This is a genomic window from Streptomyces sp. NPDC058470, from assembly GCF_042721055.1.
Classification (GTDB): Bacteria; Actinomycetota; Actinomycetes; order Streptomycetales; family Streptomycetaceae; genus Streptomyces.
The window spans coordinates 26,962-51,635 of record NZ_JBHXMF010000027.1 but is presented as its reverse complement, the minus strand read 5'-3'; the positions used below and the strand labels follow the sequence as shown (position 1 = coordinate 51,635).

19 protein-coding genes, 1 tRNA gene and 2 pseudogenes are annotated in these 24,674 nt (G+C 70.0%); 10 read left to right on the top strand and 12 right to left on the bottom strand.

Going from position 1 to position 24,674, the window contains the following annotated elements:
* Positions 1-64: 64 nt before the first annotated feature.
* A complete protein-coding gene (gene hutU / locus ACFWP7_RS20855) occupies positions 65-1,744 on the bottom strand; it encodes a urocanate hydratase (RefSeq protein WP_384383024.1) in 1,680 nt (559 codons plus the stop codon).
* A gap of 357 nt (positions 1,745-2,101) precedes the next feature.
* On the opposite strand from hutU, the gene ACFWP7_RS20850 reads away from it, so the two are divergent.
* A complete protein-coding gene (locus tag ACFWP7_RS20850; RefSeq protein WP_384383071.1) occupies positions 2,102-3,418 on the top strand; it encodes a diaminopimelate decarboxylase in 1,317 nt (438 codons plus the stop codon).
* A 173-nt stretch (positions 3,419-3,591) separates the two neighbouring features.
* Here ACFWP7_RS20850 and sigJ read toward each other — a convergent pair whose 3' ends face one another.
* Complete coding sequence (gene sigJ / locus ACFWP7_RS20845; protein ID WP_384383023.1) at positions 3,592-4,530, bottom strand: RNA polymerase sigma factor SigJ; 939 nt, start codon at positions 4,528-4,530, stop codon at positions 3,592-3,594.
* Positions 4,531-4,689: 159 nt separating this feature from the next.
* Between sigJ and ACFWP7_RS20840 the strand changes: the two genes are divergently transcribed.
* Positions 4,690-5,790, top strand: a complete 1,101-nt coding sequence (locus ACFWP7_RS20840) for an LUD domain-containing protein (protein WP_384383022.1) — start codon at positions 4,690-4,692, stop codon at positions 5,788-5,790.
* 174 nt (positions 5,791-5,964) lie between these two features.
* On the opposite strand, the pseudogene ACFWP7_RS20835 reads toward ACFWP7_RS20840, so the two are convergent.
* From ACFWP7_RS20835 to ACFWP7_RS20815, 5 genes and pseudogenes are all read right to left on the bottom strand, one after another.
* Positions 5,965-6,363: pseudogene (locus ACFWP7_RS20835) on the bottom strand (carbohydrate binding domain-containing protein); the annotation flags it as partial.
* 642 nt (positions 6,364-7,005) lie between these two features.
* Positions 7,006-7,134 (bottom strand): hypothetical protein, encoded by a 129-nt coding sequence (locus tag ACFWP7_RS20830; protein WP_384383021.1) that lies wholly within the window; start codon positions 7,132-7,134, stop codon positions 7,006-7,008.
* A gap of 377 nt (positions 7,135-7,511) precedes the next feature.
* Positions 7,512-8,081 (bottom strand): hypothetical protein, encoded by a 570-nt coding sequence (locus tag ACFWP7_RS20825; RefSeq protein ID WP_384383020.1) that lies wholly within the window; start codon positions 8,079-8,081, stop codon positions 7,512-7,514.
* Between the two features lie 127 nt (positions 8,082-8,208).
* Positions 8,209-9,048 carry a MurR/RpiR family transcriptional regulator gene (locus ACFWP7_RS20820; RefSeq protein ID WP_384383019.1) on the bottom strand — a complete coding sequence of 280 codons (840 nt, stop codon included), beginning with the start codon at positions 9,046-9,048 and terminating at the stop codon, positions 8,209-8,211.
* Positions 9,049-9,125: 77 nt separating this feature from the next.
* Positions 9,126-10,778, bottom strand: a complete 1,653-nt coding sequence (locus ACFWP7_RS20815) for an aromatic amino acid ammonia-lyase (RefSeq protein WP_384383018.1) — start codon at positions 10,776-10,778, stop codon at positions 9,126-9,128.
* A 164-nt stretch (positions 10,779-10,942) separates the two neighbouring features.
* Between ACFWP7_RS20815 and ACFWP7_RS20810 the strand changes: the two are divergent.
* Both ACFWP7_RS20810 and ACFWP7_RS20805 read left to right on the top strand, forming a co-directional pair.
* A pseudogene (locus ACFWP7_RS20810) lies at positions 10,943-11,062 on the top strand (ABC transporter ATP-binding protein); the annotation flags it as partial.
* A gap of 134 nt (positions 11,063-11,196) precedes the next feature.
* Positions 11,197-11,634 carry a hypothetical protein gene (locus ACFWP7_RS20805; RefSeq protein ID WP_384383017.1) on the top strand — a complete coding sequence of 146 codons (438 nt, stop codon included), beginning with the start codon at positions 11,197-11,199 and terminating at the stop codon, positions 11,632-11,634.
* Between the two features lie 490 nt (positions 11,635-12,124).
* Here the strand turns inward: ACFWP7_RS20805 and ACFWP7_RS20800 are convergent, their stop codons facing one another.
* A complete protein-coding gene (locus ACFWP7_RS20800; RefSeq protein ID WP_384383016.1) occupies positions 12,125-13,519 on the bottom strand; it encodes a cystathionine beta-synthase in 1,395 nt (464 codons plus the stop codon).
* Positions 13,520-13,662: 143 nt separating this feature from the next.
* Here ACFWP7_RS20800 and ACFWP7_RS20795 point away from each other — a divergent pair, with 143 nt between their 5' ends.
* From ACFWP7_RS20795 to ACFWP7_RS20785, 3 genes are all read left to right on the top strand, one after another.
* Complete coding sequence (locus ACFWP7_RS20795; RefSeq protein ID WP_384383015.1) at positions 13,663-14,685, top strand: SGNH/GDSL hydrolase family protein; 1,023 nt, start codon at positions 13,663-13,665, stop codon at positions 14,683-14,685.
* A gap of 341 nt (positions 14,686-15,026) precedes the next feature.
* Positions 15,027-16,247, top strand: coding sequence for an acetyl-CoA C-acetyltransferase (locus tag ACFWP7_RS20790; protein WP_384383014.1), 1,221 nt, complete (start codon positions 15,027-15,029; stop codon positions 16,245-16,247).
* A gap of 294 nt (positions 16,248-16,541) precedes the next feature.
* Positions 16,542-17,324, top strand: a complete 783-nt coding sequence (locus ACFWP7_RS20785; RefSeq protein ID WP_384383013.1) for a hypothetical protein — start codon at positions 16,542-16,544, stop codon at positions 17,322-17,324.
* Positions 17,325-17,473: 149 nt separating this feature from the next.
* Here the strand turns inward: ACFWP7_RS20785 and ACFWP7_RS20780 are convergent, their stop codons facing one another.
* Positions 17,474-17,785 (bottom strand): hypothetical protein, encoded by a 312-nt coding sequence (locus ACFWP7_RS20780; RefSeq protein WP_384383012.1) that lies wholly within the window; start codon positions 17,783-17,785, stop codon positions 17,474-17,476.
* Positions 17,786-17,889: 104 nt separating this feature from the next.
* Here ACFWP7_RS20780 and ACFWP7_RS20775 point away from each other — a divergent pair, with 104 nt between their 5' ends.
* Positions 17,890-18,120 (top strand): DUF4287 domain-containing protein, encoded by a 231-nt coding sequence (locus ACFWP7_RS20775; protein WP_148008763.1) that lies wholly within the window; start codon positions 17,890-17,892, stop codon positions 18,118-18,120.
* Positions 18,121-18,228: 108 nt separating this feature from the next.
* Here ACFWP7_RS20775 and ACFWP7_RS20770 read toward each other — a convergent pair whose 3' ends face one another.
* The 3 genes from ACFWP7_RS20770 to ACFWP7_RS20760 form a co-directional block, all read right to left on the bottom strand.
* Complete coding sequence (locus ACFWP7_RS20770) at positions 18,229-19,113, bottom strand: Bax inhibitor-1/YccA family protein (RefSeq protein WP_384383011.1); 885 nt, start codon at positions 19,111-19,113, stop codon at positions 18,229-18,231.
* A 208-nt stretch (positions 19,114-19,321) separates the two neighbouring features.
* Positions 19,322-20,497, bottom strand: a complete 1,176-nt coding sequence (locus tag ACFWP7_RS20765; RefSeq protein ID WP_384383010.1) for a 4-hydroxybenzoate 3-monooxygenase — start codon at positions 20,495-20,497, stop codon at positions 19,322-19,324.
* 196 nt (positions 20,498-20,693) lie between these two features.
* Positions 20,694-20,776 (bottom strand) — tRNA-Leu (locus ACFWP7_RS20760).
* Positions 20,777-21,186: 410 nt separating this feature from the next.
* Between ACFWP7_RS20760 and ACFWP7_RS20755 the strand changes: the two genes are divergently transcribed.
* Positions 21,187-21,957, top strand: coding sequence for an ABC transporter ATP-binding protein (locus tag ACFWP7_RS20755; RefSeq protein ID WP_384383070.1), 771 nt, complete (start codon positions 21,187-21,189; stop codon positions 21,955-21,957).
* 188 nt (positions 21,958-22,145) lie between these two features.
* Positions 22,146-24,674 (top strand): ABC transporter permease, encoded by a 2,529-nt coding sequence (locus tag ACFWP7_RS20750; protein ID WP_384383009.1) that lies wholly within the window; start codon positions 22,146-22,148, stop codon positions 24,672-24,674.

The following is a 24,674-nucleotide window of genomic DNA, read 5'->3' as shown; positions in this document are numbered from 1 at the left end:
GACGAGGCGTCCGCCCCCGGCGGGGGGTTGCCGCCCCGCGCCGCGGGCGCGCCTTCTCGCTGGGTCACGCGGACTCGCCTTCCCGCATGGGGATCCGCACACCGCGCTCGTCCGCCACGGACTCGGCGATGTCGTAGCCCGCGTCCACGTGCCGGATGACTCCCATCCCTGGGTCATTGGTCAGGACCCGGCGGATCTTCTCGCCGGCGAGCTCGGTGCCGTCGGCGACGGTGACCTGGCCGGCGTGGATGGAACGGCCCATGCCGACGCCGCCGCCGTGGTGGATGGACACCCAGGACGCGCCCGAAGCGACGTTCACCATGGCGTTCAGCAGCGGCCAGTCGGCGATCGCGTCGGAGCCGTCGAGCATGGCCTCGGTCTCGCGGTACGGAGAGGCGACGGAACCGCAGTCGAGGTGGTCGCGACCGATGACGAGGGGCGCCGCGAGCTCACCGGAGGCGACCATGTCGTTGAAACGCTCGCCGGCCTTGTCGCGCTCGCCGTAGCCGAGCCAGCAGATACGGGCGGGCAGGCCCTGGAAGTGGACGCGCTCGCCGGCCAGCTTGATCCAGCGGTGCAGGGACGCGTTTTGAATGGATTCAGCCTCCGGGAAGAGGTCGAGGATCGCCTTGTCCGTCTTGTGGATGTCCGAGGCCTCACCGGAGAGGGCCGCCCAGCGGAAGGGGCCCTTGCCTTCGGAGAAGAGGGGCCGGATGTAGGCGGGGACGAAGCCGGGGAAGGCGAACGCCCGCTCGTACCCGGCGAGTTGGGCCTCGCCGCGGATCGAGTTGCCGTAGTCGAAGACCTCGGCACCGGCGTCCATGAAGCCGACCATGGCTTCGACGTGACGGGCCATGGACTCACGGGCGCGGGTGGTGAACCCGGCCGGGTCCTTCGCCGCGTACGAGGCCATGTCGTCGAGGTCGACGCCGACGGGAAGGTAGGCCAGCGGGTCGTGGGCCGACGTCTGGTCGGTGACGATGTCGATGGGGGCGCCCTCGGCGAGCATGCGCGGGAGCAGGTCGGCGGCGTTGCCGAGCAGGCCGATCGACAGCGGACGGCGGGCGTCGCGCGCCTCGACGGCGAGCTGGAGGGCGTGCTCCAGGGAGTCGGCCTTCACGTCGAGGTAACGGTGCTCGATGCGGCGCTCGATGGCCCGCGGGTCGACGTCGATACAGATCGCGACGCCGTCGTTCATCGTCACGGCGAGCGGCTGGGCGCCACCCATGCCACCGAGACCGGCGGTCAGGGTGATCGTCCCCGCGAGCGTGCCGTTGAACTTCTTCGCGGCGACGGCGGAGAACGTCTCGTACGTGCCCTGGAGGATGCCCTGCGTGCCGATGTAGATCCACGAACCGGCGGTCATCTGCCCGTACATGGTCAGGCCGAGGGCCTCAAGGCGCCGGAACTCCTCCCAGTTCGCCCAGTCACCGACCAGGTTGGAGTTGGCGATGAGGACGCGCGGGGCCCACTCGTGGGTCTGCATGACGCCGACGGGGCGGCCGGACTGGACGAGCATCGTCTCGTCCTGCTTCAGGGTCCGCAGGGTGCGCACCATGGCGTCGAAGGAGCGCCAGTCACGGGCGGCCTTGCCCGTACCGCCGTAGACGACGAGCTTGTCGGGGTGCTCGGCGACCTCGGGGTCGAGGTTGTTCTGCAGCATCCGCAGGGCGGCTTCCTGCTGCCATCCCAGGGCACTCAGTTCCGTACCGCGCGGCGCTCGTACGGGGCGGGGTCCTGACATGGTCTGCCTCCTAAGCGGACTGTTGCCGTAGATATTCACATCCTGACTTCTTGAATAGAGCTAGTCAATAGCCGCACAGGCAAGCGCGGCCACGCCGTGGATGTTTGGCTGGTACGTATGGGCGCAGACAGGGACAGGGCGGGGAATCCGGTGAGCAACGACGTGCACGGAGCAGACGGAGCAATCGGGGCTGCGGACTCGTCGGGCCGTACGGGCGGCGATGCGTCCGGGGCAGCGGACTCCTCGGCCCGTACAGGCGATGCGTCCGGAGCGGCGAACCCCTCAGGCCGAACCGGCGACACGGACGCAGCGGCGAACCCCTCAGGCCGAACCGGCGACACGGACGGCGATCGCGTCCTGCGACGCGACGATGCCGTCCGGGCCGCCGTGGAGCAAGGTCTCCTCACACCGGGGACCCCCATCGTCGCCCTCCTCGACGTCCCCGGTATCCGGGCCTCGGCCGCCGCCCTGCGCGCCGCCTTCGACGCGGTGACCGCTCCCGGCACGCCCGTGCTGCACGCGTTCGCGGTGAAGGCGACCCCGCTCGTGCCCGTGCTGCGGCTGCTGCGCGAGCAGGGTATCGGCGCCGAGGTGGCGAGCCCCGGGGAGCTCGCCCTCGCCCGGGCGGCCGGAGTGGCACCGGCGCAGACGGTCCTCGACTCCCCCGCCAAGACACCCGCCGAGCTGAGGGAGGCACTGGCGCTGGGCATCGCCGTCAACGTGGACAACCCGCAGGAGCTGGACCGTATCGACGCCCTGGTACGGTCCGCGGCGACCGGATCTCCCCTCGGAATCCGGGTGAACCCGCAGGTCGGCGGAGGTTCCATAGAGGCGCTGTCGACGGCCACGGCGACCTCCAAGTTCGGGGTCGCGCTGCGGGACGAGGGGGCGCGGGAGTGGATCGTGCGGGCGTACGCCGACCGCCCCTGGCTGACCCGGCTGCACGCGCACACCGGGTCGCAGGGCGTCCCGCTGTCGCTGATGGCGCAGGGCGTGGCGGAGACGTACGCACTGGCCGAGGAGATCAACCAGTACCTCGGGCGGCGGCAGATCGACACGATCGACATCGGCGGCGGGCTGCCGGTCAACTTCGGTTCCGACGCCACCGCCCCGACGTACGCGCAGTACGCGCGGCTGCTCGCCGGGGTGATGCCGGGGCTGTTCGACGGGCGGTACGGGCTGGTCACCGAGTTCGGGCGGTCCCTCCTCGCCAAACACGGGACCGTGATCGCGCGGGTCGAGTACACGAAGTCCGCCGGGGGCCGAGCGGTCGCGGTCACACACGCGGGCGTGCAGATCGCCGCCCGCACGGTGTATGCGCCCGCGTCCTGGCCGCTGCGGATCGCGGCGTACGACGCGAAGGGGCGCCCCAAGGCCGGCCCGGACGTCGTCCAGGACATCGCGGGCCCCGCCTGCTTCGCGGGGGACCTCCTCGCCGAGGGGCGCGCGCTGCCGCTGCTCGAACAGGGCGACTACGCGGCCGCGTTGGACACGGGCGCGTACTACTTCGCCCACCACTACGCGTACAACTCCCTCGCCCGGCCGGGCATCTACGGCTTCGCGCCGGACGGCAGGGGCGGCGTCCGCTTCGCCGTCGCACGTAGGCCACAGACCCTCGACGAGATCGTCGCGGAGTCGGGCGGGGCGCGAGCTTCGGCGCTCACGGGGCTCTGAAGCGTGTTGCAGAAGCCGGTGATCTGGCAGGTCAGGACCCGGGATCGAGTGTTCTGATCATGTGGCGAGGGTGAGGTTGTACATGTGGGCTCGGTGCGGGCTGATGCTGGTGCTGGTGCTGGTGCTGGTGCTGGTGCTGGTCACGATCCGATCGCTGCTGTCCGGATCGCTCCTCAGCTGATCCGCCAGGGTCGGAGCTTCTCGGGGTTTCGCACCGCCCAGATATGCCTGATCCGGTCGCCCGCGACCTCGAACGCGAACACGGTCGCGATGGTGCCGTCCTGCTGCGCCACCAAGCCGGGCAGACCGTTGACCGTGCACTCGCGGAACGTGGTGCGGCCGCCCCACAGACGCGCGATCTTGGCGTAGGCGCGTGCGATCTGCTCACCGCCCACGATCGGGTGAAGGTGGGTGACGGCCAGGCCGCCGCCGTCGGCGGTCGCGGTGGCATCGGGGTCGAGCAGGCTGATCAGGGCGTCGATGTCCTTGGACTCCCACGCCGTTCTGAACTGCCTGACGATGCCGGCCTGCCCGGCACTCAGGCCCGCCGGGGTCTGCGCAGTGCGGATGCGACGGCGGGCGGACGAGGCCAGTTGGCGGCACGCCGCCGGAGTGCGGCCGACGATCTCGGCGACCTCGCCGAAGGGGTAGCGAAAGACGTCGTGCAGGACGAACGCGACGCGCTCGGCCGGGGTCATCGAATCGAGGACGACCAGGAAGGCCATCGTCACCGACTCGTCGAGGGTGACCCGGTCGGCCGGGTCGATCCCGCCAACGTCGGAGCGCCCATTGATCCACTCCGTGGGTTGGGGCAGCGGTTCCGGGATCCAGTCGCCCACGTACGTCTCCCGCCTGACCCGTGCCGAGCCGAGCAGGTTCAGGCAGATGCGGCTGGCGACCGTCATCAGCCAGGCGCCGGGCGACTCGATGGCCTGCCGCTCCCGAGCGGACATGGCGTACCAGCGGGCGTAGGTCTCCTGCACGACGTCCTCGGCGTCGGCAAGGGACCCGAGGAGTCGATAGGCGAGGTTGATCAGCCGGCGCCGCTCGCTCATGATCGCGCTGAGGCCCGGATCGCTCTGATCGTCGCCGGGCCCGGCTCCGGTGGTCATGGTCTGGCCGTCTCCCTCGCTCGCTTCTGTGCCTCTCCCCGTTACGACAAGACAGCGCACCGGACTGTGAGGCCGACGCGCCGCCTCACATTCCGAAGTGCTGCGTTGTCGTAACGGAGAGGACGACAACAAGACGGACGAGAGGGAGAGGGGACTTCGATGAACGACTTCCAGGCCATCGCGGACCGCGTCGAGATCGAGGCACTGCGGGGCGAGTTCACCGACGCGGCGATGATGCGCGACCGACCCCGCCTGGCGTCGCTGTTCACACCGGACGGTGCCCTGCGCATGCCCAACATCCCCGTCGAGCAGGTCGGCCGAGAGGAGATCCGTGCCGGGGGCGAGCGGCTGCAGAGCCAGTGGGACTTCTTCGTGCAGACCACACACCCCGGCACGATCCTGCTCGACGGCGACACCGCGACCGGCCGCGCCTACATCCAGGAACTCGCGCGCACCCTCGACGGACGCCAGGGTGTGAACTACGCCGTCTACCACGACCGATACCAGCGCACCGAGGAGGGCTGGAAGTTCGCCGAGCGGACGTACGAGGTCAGGTACCTCGACACCTCCCCGCTGGCAGGTACGGCGCCCCACGCGGCGCGGGGCTCCGGGACCAACCCGGCCGACGCCACAGCCACCCCGGCTCCGGCCGCATCCTTCACCGAGCCGGCATCGGCCGAACGACTGGAGCGGGTAGCCGCCGCGCTGCGTGCCAACGGCTTCGCCGCCGAGATCCTCGACGACGCCGCAGAAGCGCGCGCCCGCATCAAGGACCTGGTCCCCGAGGGCGCCGGCGTACTCACCGGAGCCAGCGAGACCCTCCGACTGTCCGGCATCGACGAGGACATCAACGCCGGCGGCCGGTACGACGCCATCAGGCCGCGCGTCCTGGCCATCGACCGTGCCACCGGCGCCGACGAGATCCGAAGGCTGGTCGCCGGCCCCGACTTCGTCGTCAACAGCGTCGCCGCGGTCACCGAGACCGGCTCGCTCGTTCTTGCCTCGGGCAGCGGCAGCCAACTCCCTGCCAACGCGGGCGGCGCCGCCCACGCGGTCTGGATCGTCGGCGCGCAAAAGGTGGTGCCCGACCTGAGCACAGCGCTGCGCCGCATCGAGGAGCACGCCCTCCCGCTGGAGAACGCCCGCGCCCAGGCGGTGTACGGGATGCCCAGCGCCGTCAACCGCCTGCTCATCCTCAACGCGGAACCCCGCCCAGGGCGCGGCACCGTGCTGCTTCTCCGAGAGGCCATCGGGTACTGACCCGGCCCAGGGTCCATTTCCGCCGGCATGACGACGGTCGGCCCAGCACCGCGACCGGCAACAACGGCTCCAAGGTGGTCCACTGGCCATCCCATAGATCCCTCGACCCACGCCGAGATCATCACGGCACAAGGCGAGACACAGGAGCCACTTCCACAACACGACCTAGTCGTCACCGTCGTCGGCGGGCCCGTCCAGGGTGATGTCGTCGGCGTAATAGCTGCCCTGTGCGTACCAGCCGTGTACGTAGATTGTTGCGCTGGTCTGGGAGGGGCCTGTGGTGAAGGAGACGGTCAGTGGGCTGTATGCGGAGGGGGAAGTGGTCCAGGTGGAGGCACCGCCGTTCACGCCCAGGTAGACGTTGGAGCCGCGGACCCAGCCGCTGAGTGAGTAGGTGGTGTTCGGTCGTACCTCGACGGTCTGGTTGCACTGCGCGGTGTCGCTCGAACTCACCGTCCCCTGGAGGGCCTTGGCGCCCGCGTGGACGGGGGAGGAGATGATCGAGCCCGGGTTGCCGGTGCAGCTCCACGGCGCGAGGTTGCCCGACTCGAAGCCGGGGTTGGTCAGGACGTCGGTGGACCCGACCACGCCAGGGGCGGCCGGCGTCGGGGCGGCCGACGCGTTCGGCGAGGGTGCGGCCGGGGTGGTGTCGGTACGGCCGGGGATCAGGAGGGAGCAGCCGAAGCCGACGACGGCCGCCGCGACGACCGCGATCACCACGGCTGCCCGGCGCTGTCCTGGCCCGAGGCGCGGGTGACCTGCGGGACGCGGCGGGCGGGCGTCGCCGCCGGCTGCGGGGGGTCCCTCCGCCTTGCCGCCAGGGACAGGCGGGAGTCCCTCCGTCCTGCCGCCGGGGACAGGCGGGAGTTCCTCCGTCCTGCCGCCAGGGACAGGCGGGAGTTCCTCCGTCCTGCCGCCGGTCCGGGAGTGTGGGACGGGTGCGGTCACGGTCTCGTGGCTGCGGTAGTCCTTGTCCTGGCGTATCTCGTCGAGCAGCTGGGCCAGCGCGTCGGTGCGGCGCGGGCGCAGCACGCGGATGGGTTCCAGCGCTGGGCGGTCGTCCGGTGGGTCGGACGCGGGCGGTGCGGGCACTGCGCTCTCCTTCCGTCCCGTGGTGGAGACCTGAGCTGTCCCCCTGGAACTGATACGCAACGCCCGCTCCGGAGGTTCAGCCGACGCCGCGCCCGACGGAAGCCACACAGGACGCCCGTGAGGTCAGGAACAGTCGTACGTCGACCGGGCCTTGAGGCGCGCCGGCCCGAAGTCCTCGACCTTCATGTGCGCGGCGTTGGCGCCTACCAGGCCGCCGTCACCCTTGCCTCGCTGCTGATGTGGGCGTGACATTTGACGACAGCTCCTGGCGGCCCCGGCGAACCGACGCACCGCGGACCGACGTACCACCGGAACAGGCAGACAGCAGCACGCACAGCCCACCCCCGCATGCCCCATGCCCGCATGCCCTCATGCCCTCATGCCCTCATGCCCTCATGCCTGACGGGCAGATGCCCACACGCCCACGGGACTGGCGATGGCCCGCCACCAGCTGCGCCGGATCGAGGCGGACCTGGAGGTGTAGCCAAGCCGACGGCCAACGGCCAACGGCTGATGGCAAACGGCTGATGGCAAACAACCGATGGTCAACGAATGATGGCCCACACCCGTTGACCAACAACTGTTGGTCAACGGGTGTGGGCCAACGGCCGGTACCGCCAGGGCCGCCGTCAGTGGCGCCGCGCTCCGCCGGGCGCGGCGTCCCCGGCCGCCACACCGGTGGCCCGGCAGGCCTTGACCGGCTTGCCCGCGGGGCCGCCCGCACCCCTGCCGAGCCAGTCGACGCGCACCCAGATCAGCTCCTGCTCGGCACGTTCGCGTCGCCCGAGCCAGCCCGCCTTCAGCCACAGGCCGACGCCCACGCCGGCGAGCAGCATGCCGCCCGCGGCGGGCACCGCGAACGAGCTGCCCAGCGCGGCCACGAAGGCGAGCAGCAGCCACCAGCGGTGCCCCCGGCGCCAGTTCCGTACGGTCACCGCGCGGTCCTGGAGCACATCGTGCTTGCTGGCGCGGGCGGCGGAGCGGGCCAGTTCGGCGTACCGCTTCCTGCGCCGGTACGCCACCACGACGGCCGCGACGATGAACAGCACCGCCCCGGCCATGACCCCGATCCGGCGCCCGGTGATCCCCGGCAACACCACGCCGATACCCGCCGCGAACACTCCGCACCACCACAGCGGTGCGGCGCCCGCTCTCACGACGACAGCCACTCGGGCCAGTCCCTGCCCTCCGCGCCCCACGTTCCGCCTCCTTGTGCGTCCCAGTTCTCCGGGCGAGCACGCTAGCGAGCGAAGGTGAGACGAACCTGAGAAGTACGGCGGCTCAACCAAACCGTGACTACTCCAACCCCACTCCGTCCAATCCGATCTACTCCACGAAGAGTCCCCGGGCGGCCGCCCGCGCGTCGAACTCCTCAAGGCGCGCCTGCGCGTCCGGCAGGTCGTCGCACATCGCCTCCAGCAGGACGCGGCCGAGCAGCATCGGGGCGCAGGCCGTGTCGAAGGCGAGACCGGTACCGACGGCGGCCGGAAGCAGCAGGTCCGACACCTTCGCCACCGGCGCGAACGCCGAGTCCGCGACCGTCACCACCGTCAGGCCGGCCGCCTTGGCGTACGCCAGCGAGTCCACCACCTCGCGCGGATGCCGAGGCAGCGCGAAGCAGAGCAGTGCCGTGGCCCCGGCGTGCACGGCCGCGTCGATGCGGTCGTGGAGCATCGTGCCGCCCTCGTGCAGCAGCCGTACGTCGGGGTGGACCTTGGCGGCGAAGTACGCGAAGCCGTACGCCTGGGAGGCGGCGGCGCGCAGACCGAGCACGGGCAGCGGTCTGCTCGCAGCGAGGAGCCGCCCGGCACGAGCCACCGGGCGCGGGTCCGCCAGCACCTCCGCCAGGTGCTTCAGGTTCTCGATCTCGGCCTCGACGGCCTGCTGGTACTCGTTGTACGAGGCGGAGCCCGCGCTCTGCTCGGCGGGCGCGACCTCGCGCAGGTGCTTGCGCAGCGCCGGGTAGCCGTCGAAGCCGAGCGCGACCGCGAAGCGGGTGACGGACGGCTGGCTGACCCCGGCGAGTTCGGCGAGCTCGACGCTCGACAGGAACGGCACGTCGGTGGCGCGCCGCACCATGCTGTGCGCGATCCGCCGCTGGGTCGGCGTCAGCCGGTGTCCCTCGAAGAGCGCCTGAAGCCGCGCGGCGGGACCGTCCGTCGTCATACCGATACTCCCGTCAACACCCGTGATCCCGTCGGCACTTGCGTCTGCACCCGCGTCGGCACCTGCGTCCACACCGCTCATGACGCGCTCCCCCTCCAGATGTCCGTGAACCGGTCGAGCAGTGCGGCCGCCGCGCCCACGTCGTCGGTGAGCGGCCGGTCGGCGTGCTCCGGGTCGAGCACCGACTCGGCGAGCTCCAGCGCCCGCCCGGCCGGCAGCTCCGGATCCGGCCGCAGCTGGCGCTGGCGCAACGCCCGTACGGCGGCGACGAGTTCGCAGCCGACGACGAGACGGTACGCACCGCAGGCCCGCAGGGTCTGACGTGCGGCGAGCGAGGCGAAGCTGGCCTGTTCCTCGACGCCCCGGGAGAGTACAGCGTGGCCGAGGGAGGCGGGCGCGGAGAAGGCCCGCAGGTCACCGAGGGCGGCCGCGGCGGCGTACTCCAGGATCATCACGCCGGAGGACGCGGGTTCGCTGTCGGCGAGGAAGGGGCGCAGGCGGGTGTAGGCGGGTTCGTTGAGGGTGGAGAGCCGGGAGGTCGACAGGCGGGCCACCTGTGTGACGGCCAGCCTGAAGTGGTCCAGGGCGAGGGCGAGTTGGGCCTGATAGAAGCCGCCGTGGTGGTAGGCGGCCATGTCCTCGGGGGAGATCAGGGGGTTCTCGGCGGCGGCGTTGATCTCGACGGTGAGGACGCCCTCCAGTGCGTCCGCCGCGTCCTGCGCGGGCCCGTGGATCTGCGGCACGCAGCGGAAGCCGTACGGGTCCTGGATCCGCCCGAGCGGTGGCACCGGCCGGTCCGCCGCCCCGATCAACTCCCGCATCCGCCGCGCCACTTCGACCGACCCGCGGTGTGGCCGCGCGGCGTGCACGGGCGACGCGTACGCCTCGTGCGAGCCGTCCACCGCGATCAGCGAGAGCGCGGCGACAACCTGCGTCGCCCCGATCAGCCCACGCAACTCGTCCAGCGCCAGGGCGGACTGCCCGAGGGTGAGCGCGTTACTGCTGATGAGCGCGAGGGCGTCGTTGTTGTCGAGGGGCTGGGGCTCGGGGCCCACCCCCTCAGCAGGGCGCCCCTCTGAGGACCGTCTCTTTGAAGACCGTCCCCTTGAAGATCGTCCCTCTGAAGACCGCCCGTCGGGTGACCGTCCCTCGGGTGACCATCCGGCACCCACCTCAGGAGACCGTCCGACACCCACCCCGGAGGACCGCCAAGGATGCTCCCCTGCCAGCGCGAGCCCCACCTGCGCCAGCGCCGCGATATCCCCCGTACCCACGGATCCGAACTCGTTCACCACCGGGTACACCCCGGTCTCCAGTGCCTCGCACAGGGCCGTGACGACGGTGGGCCGGAGCCCCGCCCCGCCCGCGAGAAGCTGATTGGCGCGTACGGCGAGCATCGCGCGGACCTGCCGGGCGGGCAGCTCCTCGCCGATCGCCCCGGCGTGGCTGCGCAGGAGACGCAGACCGTGCCCCGCGGCGGACGCCGTCGGCACATCCTCGTTCCGGTTGGCGCCCACGCCGGTGGACCGCCCGTACACGCGCCCGCTCGCGGCGATCTGCCGGGCCGCGTCCCAGGATTCCTCGACGCGCTTCATCGCCTCGGTGCCGGGAACCGGCCGCGCGGCCCCGTCGGCGAGCCGGACGATGTCGGCAACACCCGTGCTACAGCCGTCCAGCACCACGAGACCGGTGTTCACCCCACTCGGCACGTCCACATTCCGAGACGACATAGAGCGCAAACTCCCTCACTCCGAACATTGGATCTCGCCCGACGGCCATAAGTAGCCGACGATCAACGCCGGACCGTTGACCGTTGGCAACCTATTCAGACATAGAGAACTCTGCATGACGATATGCAGACCGAGCAAGGGGCACCGCATCATCACGCCGCACAATCCAGTTCGACTCGGTCAACCATCGCTTCCCGAATGGCACCACAGCAGTCCACGCCCCCTCCCTGCGGATGCCGGAAGGCGGCGTGACCGTACTCGCCGGATCCTCCGGTCAGGGACAGGACGAGGACCCTCCGACCCCAGGCACGGGTCGGCCACATAGCCGGAGCCCGATGCGGCGACGAGGCGTAGCCCCCTCCGAACAGGGGGGCTAACCCCAGTGTCACGGGGCCGTCGGCTCCCTAACGTGGACACCATGACCGGTATGGAAACCCACGGCGACGCCGAACTGAAGAAGGAACTCGACGCCACCTTGCACGCACGCAAGGAACTGGGCGAAGAGTACGAGTCCGCCTTGGTCGACTCGTTCCTGGAGAAGGTCGAACAGCGCTTTGACAGCGTGGTCGACCGCCGGGTGCGCCGCCAGCTCGCGGAAACGCAGATGGTGGTGGCCCGCGGAGAGCGCACCCCCCAGTCCAGCGACTCCTTCGGCGAGCGCTTCGGCTTCGGGATCGTCTCTCTCGTCCTCGCCATCCCCCTGTCCGGGATCGGCGGCGGCGTCGCGGGGCTGCCCGGCCTCCTGGTCGCCTGGGGCGGCATCGTGGGGGTCAACATCGTCCAGGCCGCGCGTCTCCACCCGAACTTCTTCGGCAGGCGCCGCAAGTCCTCCCAGAACAGCGACTGGGAGAACTGAGCGAGCTGTCTTGAGAGCGAGGACGGCCGCAGCCATCAATTGAGGAACCACGACCGCGAGCAACCAGGTCCGCGAGAGCGGCGCCGGTTTAGGCGCAAAGAGGCACAAAGAGGCACAAAGAGGGCCCGGCCACCTGAATCAACAGGTGCCGGGCCCTTCGAAGCTTGCGCGGGGACCGCCGCACCCCCGATACCGGGGGGCGGGACGACGGCGGTCCCCGCGAGGGACGCGAGCCGGGTCAGGGCCGGGCTTACGCGTCCGTGGCGTCCATGGAGGTCCGGGAGCCGCTCCGGAGGTCCTTGACGCCGTTTTGGTGTCGGCCGGGGCGGGGAGCCGCTCCCGCCCTTGCCGACATCCACCAATGTGCCGGATCCGTGTTAAGCCGGTGCTGCGCGGACGTGACGCGCTCGTACCACTTCCGCGAAGTTCCCTACCGAAAGCGCCGCTCAGAAGCATTCGCCCAGGTCGGCCCGGATGCCGCCCCGGTCCGTCACTGCTTCGACCCGCCCTTGGCGAGGAAGGACAGCAGGTCCTGGCGGCTGACGACCCCGGTGGGCTTGCCCTCGACGAGGACGATCGCGGCGTCGGCGACGCCGAGCACGGTCATCAGGTCGCCGACCGGCTCACCGGAACCGACCTGCGGCAGCGGCGCCGACATGTGCTTCTCCAGCGGGTCCTCCAGGGAGGCCCGCTTGGTGAACAGCGCGTCGAGCAGCTCCCGTTCGACGACGGACCCGATGACCTCGGCGGCCATCACGTCCGGGTGCCCGGCGCCCGGCTTGACGATCGGCATCTGCGAGACGCCGTACTCGCGGAGCACCTCGATCGCCTCGCCGACGGTCTCCTCCGGATGCATGTGGACGAGCGTCGGGATGCGGCCGTGCTCCTTGTCGTTGAGGACGTCGGCGACGCGCGCGTTCGGCCCGGTGTCCTCCAGGAACCCGTAGTCGGCCATCCACTCGTCGTTGAAGATCTTGCTGAGGTAGCCGCGCCCGCTGTCCGGCAGCAGCACGACCACGACGTCGTCGGGCCCGAGCCGCTCGGCCACCCGCAGCGCGGCGACGACGGCCATGCCGCAGGAACCGCCGACGAGCAGCCCCTCTTCCTTGGCGAGCCGGCGCGTCATCTGGAAGGAGTCCTTGTCGGACACGGCGACGATCTCGTCGGCGACGGACCGGTCGTACGCGGTGGGCCAGAAGTCCTCGCCCACGCCCTCGACCAGATACGGCCGCCCGGAGCCGCCGGAGTACACGGACCCCTCGGGGTCGGCGCCCACGACCTGCACCCTGCCGTCACTGGCGTCCTTCAGGTACCGCCCGGTCCCGGAGATGGTGCCGCCGGTGCCCACGCCCGTCACGAAGTGGGTGATCCTTCCCTCCGTCTGCTCCCACAGCTCGGGGCCGGTGGAGTGATAGTGCGAGAGGGGATTGTTGGGGTTGGAGTACTGGTCGGGCTTCCACGCGCCGGGCGTCTCGCGCACGAGCCGGTCGGAGACGTTGTAGTACGAGTCCGGGTGCTCGGGGTCGACCGCGGTGGGGCAGACGACGACCTCGGCCCCGTACGCCCGGAGCACATTGATCTTGTCGGTGCTCACCTTGTCGGGGCACACGAAGATGCACTTGTACCCCTTCGTCTGCGCCACGATGGCGAGCCCGACTCCGGTGTTTCCGCTGGTCGGCTCGACGATCGTGCCCCCCGGCCGGAGGGCTCCGCTCTCTTCCGCGGCCTCGATCATCCGCAGGGCGATGCGGTCCTTCACGGACCCGCCGGGGTTGAAGTACTCAACCTTCGCGAGGACGGTCGCCTGGATGCCCGCGGTCACGTTGTTGAGCCTCACCAGCGGGGTGTTGCCGACGAGGCTGATCATCGAGTCGTGGAATTGCACCGTTGTCTCCGGAGCTGTGTTTCAAAAGGGATGGTCCCGTCAGCGTAAGGCGTCGGATGACCGTTCACGCACCGGTGAGATTGGAGAACGGCCTTCACGGGGCAAGCACTGGATGTACGGCTATGAGGAGGTGACGGCGACGCATGGCGGGTATGTCGAGGGCGAGGGTGGCCCGGCGGATCGCGGCGGGCGCTGCGTACGGCGGTGGCGGGATCGGTTTGGTGGGCGCGGCCGCGGTCGGCGTGCTGCTGGCCGAGGTACAGATGGCGAAACGTGTGGTGGGCAACGGACACACACCGCACGCGCCGCGCGGTGAGGGCCTGTACGGGTACGGATACGCCGGGCAGGACGGTCCGCCGCTGCGGCTGACCATGCTCGGGGACTCGACGGCCGCCGGCCAGGGTGTGCACCGGGCCCGGCAGACTCCGGGGGCGCTCATCGCGTCCGGGCTCGCGGCGGTGGCCGAGCGTCCGGTGGAGCTACGGAACGTGGCGCTGCCCGGGGCCCAGTCAGACGACCTGGACCGCCAGGTAGCGCTGACCCTCGCGGACACCTCACGGGTACCCGATATCTGCGTCATCATGATTGGCGCGAACGATGTGACGCATCGGATGCCGCCGACGCGTTCCGTGCGTCATCTGTCCTCGGCGGTACGGCGGCTGCGCACGGCCGGTGCGGAGGTCGTCGTGGGGACCTGTCCCGACCTGGGCACGGTCGAGCAGGTCCAGCAGCCGCTGCGGTGGCTGGCGCGCCGGGCCTCGCGGCAGCTTGCCGCCGCGCAGACGATCGGTACGGTCGAGCAGGGCGGTCGTACGGTGTCGCTGGGCGACCTGCTGGGTCCCGAGTTCGCGGCGAATCCGCGGGAGCTGTTCGGCCCCGACAACTACCACCCCTCGGCGGAGGGGTACGCCACCGCCGCGATGGCGCTCCTCCCGACGGTCTGCGCAGCCCTCAGCCTCTGGCCTGCGGAGGAGGAGCGGCCGGACGCCTCCCGTCGTGAGGGCTTCCTGCCGGTCGCCCGCGCGGCGGCGGAGGCGGCCTCCGAGCCCGGCACCGAGGTGACGGCCGCGATGCCCACCGGCCCCCGCGGCCCCTGGGCCCTCCTCAAACGCCGCCGCCGACGCCGCGTCCCGGCGACCGACCCGACACCGGCGCCGTCGGCGTGAGCAGGGGCGTTTTTTCGCCCCCTCCGCCCCTACCCGTCCCGTATCTGGGGGCTGCCGCCCCCAGACCCCCGCTGGCTGAAGAATTTCAGCCCTCCGGCGTTTGAGGAGCGGGGTCTGGGGCGGAGCCCCAGGAACGGGACGGGAAGGGGCGGAGGGGGCGAAAGAAGCCGGCCGCGCCCCCGATGCAGGGCGCCCTGCCAGTGAAAGGCGCCCACCCAGAAAAAAGCAAGCGCTTAGAAATTGCGGCCCGAGTCACACCCCCACCCCCGTGACCTACACCGTACGTACGGGTAACTTCGCAAGCAGCCATACCCAACCCCCGTACGCCAATGGAGCCGTCGATGCCCGAAGCCGTGATCGTCTCAGCCACCCGCTCCCCGATCGGCCGCGCCTTCAAGGGCTCCCTCAAGGAGGTGCGACCCGACGACCTGACCGCCACGATCATCGAGGCCGCCCTCGCCAAGGTCCCCGAGCTGGACCCGAAGGACATCGACGACCTGATGCTCGGCTGCGGCCTCCCCGGCGGCGAGCAGGGCTACAACCTCGGCCGCATCGTCGCCGTGCAGATGGGCATGGACCACCTCCCGGGCTGCACCATCACCCGCTACTGTTCGTCGTCGCTCCAGACCAGCCGCATGGCCCTGCACGCCATCAAGGCGGGCGAGGGCGACGTCTTCATCTCGGCGGGCGTCGAGATGGTGTCGCGCAGCATCAAGGGCTCGAGCGACGGTCTTCCCGACACCCAGAACCCCTTCTTCGCCGAGGCGCTGGCCCGTACCGCCGCCGTGGCCGCCAGCGAGGGCGCGAGCTGGCACGACCCCCGCGAGGACGGCCTCGTCCCGGACGCGTACATCGCGATGGGCCAGACCGCCGAGAACCTGGCCCGCCTCAAGGGGGTCACACGCCAGGACATGGACGAGTTCGGCGTCCGCTCGCAGAACCTCGCCGAGGAAGCCATCAAGAACGGCTTCTGGGAGCGGGAGATCACCCCGGTCACGACGCCGGACGGCACGGTCGTCTCCAAGGACGACGGCCCCCGCGCGGGTGTGACGCTGGAGGGCGTCCAGGGGCTGAAGCCGGTCTTCCGCCCCGACGGACTCGTCACGGCCGGCAACTGCTGCCCCCTGAACGACGGCGCCGCCGCCCTCGTGATCATGTCCGACACGAAGGCCCGCGAGCTCGGCCTGACCCCGCTCGCCCGCATCGTCTCGACCGGCGTCACCGGCCTCTCCCCCGAGATCATGGGCCTCGGCCCGGTCGAGGCGTCGAAGCAGGCCCTGAAGCGCGCCGGCCTCACCGTCGACGACATCGACCTGTTCGAGATCAACGAGGCGTTCGCCGCCCAGGTGATCCCGAGCTACCGCGACCTGAACATCCCGCTGGACAAGCTGAACGTGAACGGCGGCGCCATCGCCGTCGGCCACCCCTTCGGCATGACCGGCGCCCGCATCACCGGCACGCTCATCAACAGCCTTCAGTTCCACGACAAGCAGTTCGGCCTGGAGACGATGTGCGTCGGCGGCGGCCAGGGCATGGCGATGGTCATCGAGCGCCTCAGCTAGGACGGCTTAGTACCGTCCCTGTCACGGGAGTTGAACCCAGCGTGACCGAATCGGCCCGGATCCCTGTACCCGCAGGGACTCTGGGCCGATTTGTGATCCAATCCCCCCCAAGATGTGACCTATCTCCCTCCGGAGAGCGATTTACGCAGGTCAGAGCCGTTGCGCGACTAAACACCAGGCCCAAAGTCCTGTCCCTTTCGTGACGTTACGCACTGACAGCGGGATAGTCCGCCCTTCAAGCTGATGTAGGAAGTCGGGGGTCGACTTTGAACCGGGAGTACGTCAGTGAGCGCCATGCCGATTGCTTTGCTGCTCACCACGGCCGCCACCGCGGTCGTGGGCGTCGCCGTTCTGCGCACCCTTCAGGGACTGCGCCGGCAGGTCACGGCCCTGCACACCGAACTCGCCGCGAACCGCGCCACAGCTGCGAGAGGCCTCGTGCCCGCCGCCCGCTCGGCCGCGGACACGGACGAGATACGCGCTGCCGTGGCCGAGGCGCTCGCCGAGGAGCGGGAGCGGGAGCTTGCCGAGGCGCGGGCGTTCTGGGCCGCCCAGGAGGCGCGTGACGCCTCCGATCTGCCCTCGCTGCTCGGTCTGCCCGACGGCGAACCGTTCCTGCCTCGCCACTCGGACTTCGTCGGCCTCGAGTACCTGGAGCCGGTGCCCGAGCCGGGCCCGGACGCCGACGACTTCGCCGGGGACTCCCCCGAACTCGCCGCGGCCCGCCGCCGCCACCCCTCCCACCCGGACTTCATCCCGGTGCAGTCACCCGTCGTGAACGACCATGAGCGCACGGTGGCCTGCCTGGAGGAACTCGCCGAGTCCGGCACGGCACTGGCCGACGTCCGCCCCGGCCCGCTCGGCACCCTCGACGTCTACGTCTTCGCCGACGGTACGACCCTGTGCATGACCCCGGGCCACCGCGAGACCGCGGAGCAACTCGCCGCGGCCCTCCACGCGGGCGCCGCCCCGGTCCTCCTCGGCGGCTCCGGCGTCTCGGGCGCGTACGCACTGACCTTCGCGTGCGGCGACGAGAACATCTACATCCTGGCGGACCGCGTCATAGCGTCCCTGTAGGAGCCGCGAGCCGTACAAGGCAAGAGTTACGAGCCGTACGAAGCACGAGCCGCACGAAGCACGAGCTGTACGAAGCACGAGCCACGAGCCACGAGCCGCACGAAGTAGGAGTCACGAGCCGCACGAACTCTCATCCGCGCCGGAGTCGATCAGACTCCGGCGCGTTTCTGCGCCTCCGCCACAAGCCCCACCGCTTCCGCGAGCTCCCGCTCGTCTTTCAGTACGAGCGCCAAATCATGCGCGGCGACCATGATTTGGTCGGCGGCGGCGAACATCCCCGCGTCCGGCATCTCCCGGGGCTCCCCGGACGGGTCCTCCACACGCTGGGCCCACCGTGCCAACTCCCTGGCCAGGCCCAGTGCCTCGGCGGCGGCCCCCCGCTGCAGCCGGCTCTGTGGCGCGGCCCGCAGCCGGTCGGCGAAGTGGTCCACGGCACGGGTCAGAGGCGTCGTATCAAGCACGCGGCGAGCGTACGCGCCGCAGCAGGACTGTTGCCAACGACCCAACCCTCAGGCACGGTGGCGTGAAGGACCGGCTTACATCCCCATTGCGTCCGGAGGCGCCGATGTCCCAAGTGTTCTCCCAGGAGACCCACCGCAACCTGCTCGCCCGCATCCCCCATTGCACCGGTCGTGAGATCTCCGACTGGCTGCGCACCGTCGACGAAGGCCCCGCGCTCTTCCGCTTCGAGGAAAAGGTCAGCTGGCTCCGCGCCGAGCACGACCTCGCATACGGCCATGCCAAGGCGATCATCCACGAGTACGACCTGAGGAGGGCCGCGCGCAAACTGCTCTGAGCGCGCACCACCGAGACGGCAGGCATCCGCATGACAAAGGGCCCGCGAACCGGTGGGTTCGCGGGCCCTCAAGTCACTGACGACCGGTGCTGCTACCGGCCGGCCCGACTAGTCGTCACCGCTGAAGATGGCGACCAGCCGCAGCATCTCGACGTAGATCCACACCAGGGTCATGGTCAGGCCGAACGCGGCCAGCCAGGCCTCCTCGCGCGGCGCACCGTACGCGATGCCGTCCTCGATCTGCTTGAAGTCGAGGGTGAGGAAGAACGCGCCGAGGATGATCGCGATGATGCCGACGATCGCGCCCAGCGGGCCCATGCTGCGCAGTCCGCCGTCCTCGACCCCGCCGAAGGCGACGAGCAGCAGGTTGACCGCCATGACCAGGATGAAGGCGATGGCGATGGCCATGCCGATGCGCGCGTACCGCGCGGTCACACGGATCCAGCCCGCCTTGTAGACCAGCAGGGTCGCGCCGGACACCGCCATGGTGCCGAGCACCGCTTGGAAGGGCGCGCCGGACCACTGGCTGTTGTACATCTCGCTGATGACCCCGAGGAAGACGCCCTCGAAGGCGGCGTAACCGAGGATCAGCGCGGGCGAGGCCGTGCGCTTGAAGGTCTGCACCATCGCCAGGACGAAGGCGATGAGGGCGGAGCCGATGGCGAGCCCGAAGCTGGTGCTGGTGACCGGCAGCAGGGCCCAGGCCAGGATGGCGCCGACGGCGACGGTGCCGAGCGTCATGCCCGAGCGCATCACGACGTCGTCCATCGTCATACGGCCGGTGGTGACCGGAGCCTGCGGCGGAGCGCCGTGCTGCAGGTCCTGCTGCGCGTAAGGGTTCTGCGCGTACGGATTGCCGCCGCCCTGCTGGGCGTACGGGTTGGCCTGCGTGCCGACAGCGGGTCCCCCGGCCTGCGGCGCCGCGTTGAATCCCGCGTAGCCGTTGTCGCGGCTGAACCCCCGTCGCGAGAAGACCGGGTTGCTGCTCCTCATTTCACTCCTCCATGGCCACCGTGCGTGGCGTTGGCTCAAGAGTAATAGGTAGGCAAAGGGAAGAACCTAGTGCTTGGGGAGGATCTTTCCCTTGTCGTGACGCGGAACACGCTACGTGCTGGCCTCATTCCCTGCGACGGAGCACCCAATCCATGACCGACCCGGGACACGACCGAGACCGGCCGATGATCGGACCGAGGGATCCGGGTCAGTCCAGGGGGAACCCGGTGTACCCGTCCGCGAGGTCGGTCTCGGCCGCCCGCGAGCCGACGACCCGCTCAAGACGGGCGAGTTGGAGCCGGTCCTCGAAGGGGGTCGCTTCGGGGGCGCGGTGCAGCATGGTCGTCATGTCGTACGAGAACCGCTCGGCCTGCCAGACCCGGCGCAGGCAGGTCGCCGAGTAGGTGTCGAGCAGTTCGGCCGATCCGGTGTCACGGAGCCGGACCAGGGCACGGGCGAAGGTGACGACGTCGCCGACCGCGAGGTTGAGTCCCTTGGCGCCGGTGGGCGGGACGATGTGCGCGGCGTCCCCGGCGAGGAAGAGCCGCCCGTGCCGCATCGGCTCGTGGACGTAGCTGCGCATCGGGGTGACGGACTTGGCGGTGATGGGCCCACGCCGGAGCTGCCACCCGTCCTCGGTCTCGAACCGCCGCTCCAGTTCGTCCCAGATCTCCTCGTCGCCCCATGCCTCGGCGTCCGTGCCCTCGGGCACCTGGAGGTAGAGGCGAGAGACGGTGGGCGAGCGCATGCTCAGCAGGGCGAAGCCGCGGTCGTGGCGGGCGTAGACGAGCTCGTCGTGCGAGGGCGGGACATCGGCGAGGATCCCGAGCCAGCCGAAGGGGTACGTCCGCTCGAAGACGCGGGAGAGATCGGCGGGCACGGCGTTCCGCGCGACCCCCCAGAAACCGTCACACCCGACCACGTAGTCACACTCGAGCACGTCCTCGCGCCCCTCGTAGGTGAACCGGATCCGCGGCCGGTCCCCCTCGACCCCCTCCACCTCGAGCGCCTCGGCCTCGAAGAGCAGCGGTCCGCCCTCCTTCAACTGCAGGGCGATGAGGTCCTTGCACACCTCGGTCTGCGCGTACACCATCACGGAGCTGCCCCCGGTGAGCCCGGGGAAGTCGACGCGATGCCGCCGTCCCTGGAACCGCAGCTCGATCCCGTCGTGCCGCAGCCCTTCCCGGTCCATCCGCTCCCCGGCCCCAGCGGCCCGCAGCACGTCGACGGTCCCCTGCTCCAGGATCCCGGCCCGCTGCCGATGCTCCACGTAGGCCCGGTCCCGGCTCTCCAGGACCACGGACTCGATCCCCGCGTTGTGCAGCAGCCGCGCCAGCAACAGCCCGGCCGGCCCGGCCCCGATGATCCCGACGGTGGTACGCATCGGCACGCCCCTTCGCGTTCCTCAGATCACTTGCGTTCGCCCAGTGAAATTTCCTTCACCATTTTCTGCCTTGAGTCTCCGACTGCGTACGTCCTCTGTCAACAGACTCGAATTTCAACAGACCCGACCAAAGATCACGTGGGGGGAGGACTCCTCACCCCGTCGTGACCCGCGCCTGTGTCGCAAGTGCGGGAGGTGCCCGGAACCGGACTTGAACCGGTACGCCCGCGAGGGGCAGCGAGGTTTAAGCTCGCCGTGTCTGCATTCCACCATCCGGGCAGGCCATGGGCTCCGCATCGAGGTCTCCCGAGCCTATCGGGGCTCACCCCCCGAACTCCGGTCGGTCGGACCGAAGTTGTCTTATTTTATTGATGTCTGAGGGTCCATCAGCACCCGGTACGGACCATCCGCACATGCCAGATAGCCTTTCGGGTGACTTCCGGCGCCGCATACGGAATGACGGAATTTCACCGTCCGAACATCCGGCCCGCACAGCAGCCGTCACCGGCGCTCTCAGGGACGGTCCTCATCCCCAGGTATGACACGGGCGCTCGTGGTGCGACCGAAGTCGCCCTAGGAACCGGAACAGCGGGTGACTACACGGCCCGAAACAGCCGGGACGATGGACAACACGTCCCCGGAAATCGTCGTCGTCCCGACAGGAGCACCCTCCCGTGACCACCCCTCCCGTGACCGCCACTCGCACCGCCGACCGGGCCACCACGGTGGCCGCCCGTGCCACGGAACTGTCCAAGGTCTACGGACAGGGCGAGACCCAGGTGGTCGCCCTCGACCAGGTCACCGTCGACTTCCGGCAGGCGGAGTTCACCGCGATCATGGGTCCCTCGGGGTCCGGCAAGTCCACGCTGATGCACTGCGTGGCCGGACTGGACTCGTTCTCCTCCGGCTCCGTGCGCATCGGCGAGACGGAACTCGGCTCCCTCAAGGACAAGCAGCTCACCAAGTTGCGCCGGGACAAGATCGGCTTCATCTTCCAGGCGTTCAACCTGCTGCCGACCCTGACCGCCCTGGAGAACATCACCCTCCCGATGGACATCGCGGGCCGCAAGCCCGACAAGGAGTGGCTGAACACGGTCATCGAGATGATCGGCCTCGCCGACCGCCTGACCCACCGGCCCTCCCAGCTCTCCGGCGGCCAGCAGCAGCGCGTCGCCGTCGCCCGCGCGCTCGCCTCCCGGCCCGACATCATCTTCGGCGACGAGCCGACCGGAAACCTCGACTCCCGCGCCGGCGCGGAGGTACTCGGCTTCCTGCGCAACTCCGTACGGGAGTTGGGGCAGACCGTCGTCATGGTCACCCACGACCCGGTGGCCGCCGCGTACGCCGACCGCGTCATCTTCCTGGCCGACGGCCGGATCGTCGACGAGGTGCTCAAGCCGACCGCGGACGCCGTCCTCGACCGGATGAAGCAGTTCGACGCGAAGGGCCGCACGAGCTGACGCTCGCCCGCCCGCCCGCCTGCCCATCCGGCCGCGCACCCGTCGCGCCGCTCCCAAGGCAAGGCCCGCGCACGTATCGCGCCGTCCCGAAGACAAGGCCGCGCACCGTCGCAACGCCCCGAAGACAGGGCCGCGCACCCGTCGCGCCGACCCGAAGACTTCCTACCTCCCTGGACTGAGACAACCCCATGTTCCGTACCGCCTTGCGCAACGTACTCGCGCACAAGGCCAGGCTCCTGATGACCGTGCTCGCCGTGATGCTCGGCGTGGCGTTCGTGTCCGGCACCCTGGTCTTCACCAACACCATCTCGGACGCCTACCAGAAGAGCTCGGCCAAGGGCTTCGACCAGATCGACGTCGTCATCGAGCCGGAGTACCAGGACGACACCGGCGACACGGTCGGCAAGGAGCAGAAGCTCACACAGGAGCTGCTCGACAAGACCGCCGCCGTCCCGGGTGCCGCCTCCGCCATAGGCGTCGTCAACGGCTTCACCGCCATAGCCGACAAGGACGGCAAGCTCGTCGGCAGCGGCTTCCAGTCGCGGGGCGGGAACTACTGGGAGGACAAGGACCTCCGGTATCCGCTGATCGGCGGCAGCGCCCCGCGCGGCCCGAACGAGGTCGCGATCGACTCCGAGACCGCGAAGCGGGCCGGGTACAAGGTCGGCGACACCGTACGGCTGTCCGTCGACGGGCCCGTCCTCACGCCCACCGTCACCGGCATCTTCACCACCGACGACGGCAATGTCGCGGCCGGCGGCAGCCTGGCCCTCTTCGACACGGCCACCGCGCAGAAGCTCTTCGACTCGGTCGGCAGCTACGGCGAGATCGATGTGAAGGCGGCAGCCGGCACCAGCCAGACCGCCCTGCGGAACCAGCTCGACAAGGTCGTACCCAAGGACATCGCCTCCACCACGACCGGCGAGAAGGCCGCCGCCGACCAGGCCGAGCGGATCTCCTCGGGGATGAGTGCCATGAAGACGGGCCTGCTGGTCTTCGCCGGCATCGCGCTGTTCGTCGGTACGTTCATCATCGCCAACACCTTCACCATGCTGGTCGCCCAGCGCACCAAGGAACTTGCGCTGCTGCGCGCCGTCGGTGCCTCCCGCAGGCAGGTCACCCGGTCCGTACTCGTCGAGGCGTTCTTCGTCGGCGCGGTCGCCGCGGTCTCGGGTCTGGTCGCGGGCATCGGCATCGGCGCCGGGATGCGCTCCCTGATCGGCACGCTCGGCGCACCCGTACCGGACGGCCCGCTGGTGATCTCGCCCGGCACCGTCGCCACGGCCCTGATCGTCGGCATCCTCATCACGATGCTCGCCGCCTGGCTGCCGGGCCGCCGCGCGGCGAAGATCCCGCCGGTCGCCGCGATGAGCAGCGTGCACGCGCAGGCGACCACGAAGTCCCTGGTCCTGCGGAACACGATCGGCGCCCTCTTCGCGGGGGCTGGCATCGCCGTCGTCCTGTACGCGACGACCATGAGCGGCTCGGACGGCCAGGCCCCGATGGGTCTCGGCGCGGTCCTGCTCATCCTCGGCGTCTTCATCCTCACGCCGCTGCTGTCCCGCCCGCTGATCGCGGCCGCCTCCCCGGCGCTCCGTATCTTCGGGGTCTCCGGCAAGCTCGCCCGCCAGAACTCGGTGCGCAACCCGCGCCGCACCGCCGCGACCGCCTCGGCGCTGATGATCGGCCTGACCCTGATCACCGGCATGACGGTGATGGCGGGCAGCCTGCAGAAGTCGATCGACAAGATGGCCAGCTCGGCGATCAAGGCGGACTACGTCGTCTCGATGGCGAACGGCCGCCCCCTCTCGCCGGACGTCGAGAAGACGCTCGCCGGCCTCGACGGAGTCACGGACACCAGCGCGCTGCGCAACTCGCCCTCGCGCATCGACCAGAAGTCCGAGTACCTGACGGGCGTCAACGGCGCGTCCATCGCCAAGCTCACCGAGCTCACCCTGGACGAGGGCTCGTTCAAGGTCGGCGGGACCCAGGTCGTGGTCGACGACCGCACCGCCGAGTCGCACGGCTGGAAGGCCGGTTCGAAGTTCACCGTCTCGTACGAGGACGGCAGCAAGCAGCAGTTGACGGTGGCCGGCGTCTACCAGGGCAACGAGATGATCTCGGGCATCATGCTCGACAACTCGACGCTCACGCCGCACACCACGGACGCCTTCGACATGCAGGTCATGCTCAAGACGGCGAGCGGCGCGTCGGACGCCACGAAGAACAGGATCGAGAAGGCTCTCGGCGACAACCCGGCCATCCAGGTCCAGGACAAGAAGGACATCTCCGACGGCATCGCGAGCATCTTCACCCTGATGCTGAACATGCTCTACGGCCTGCTCGCGATGGCCGTCATCGTCGCCGTCCTCGGTGTCATCAACACCCTGGCCATGTCGGTCTTCGAGCGCTCGCAGGAGATCGGGATGCTCCGCGCGATCGGCCTCGACCGCAAGGGCATCAAGCGGATGGTCCGTCTGGAGTCCCTGGTCATCTCGCTCTTCGGCGGCGTACTGGGCATCGGCCTGGGCGTGTTCTTCGGCTGGGCCGCCGGTGAACTCCTCGGCAGCAGCATGCCGACGTACGAACTGGTCCTGCCCTGGGCCAGGATGGGCTTCTTCCTGCTCCTCGCGGCGGCGGTCGGCGTACTGGCCGCGCTGTGGCCTGCATGGCGGGCGGCCCGCCTGAACATGCTGTCGGCCATCAAGTCCGAATAG